Source organism: Cobetia sp. SIMBA_158 (genome assembly GCF_046566945.1).
Classification (GTDB): domain Bacteria; phylum Pseudomonadota; class Gammaproteobacteria; order Pseudomonadales; family Halomonadaceae; genus Cobetia; species Cobetia amphilecti.
In genome coordinates, this window is record NZ_JAWJYL010000303.1 from 1 (window position 1) to 276 (window position 276).

The following is a 276-nucleotide window of genomic DNA, read 5'->3' on the forward strand; positions in this document are numbered from 1 at the left end:
GTAGCTGACGAGTTTGCTGATGCCATGGTCGCTTTGTGCATGATCGTCGATCCACTCGGGATCGTCGATGTCGATGTTGTGGGCTGCGTAGGTTTGCGGATCGACCACGCTGTGCAGGGTCTTCGCGGAAGCGCCGTTGAATCCGATGACGAGGCGCTCGCGCTGCGCAATCGTGCCGATGAAGATCGCCAGTTCGAAATCGGCCTTCGACACGAACGGCGCGATCAGTTCGAGCCAGAACGCGGCAACGAGGCTGCGATAGAACGGATCGGTCGG

At 59.8% G+C, this 276-nt stretch carries 1 protein-coding gene; it reads right to left on the minus strand.

Features of this window, described 5'->3' with window-relative positions; translation table 11 throughout:
* On the minus strand, positions 1-276 hold a 276-nt coding region (locus tag R2R70_RS20070), incomplete at both ends, for a hypothetical protein (protein ID WP_410978909.1).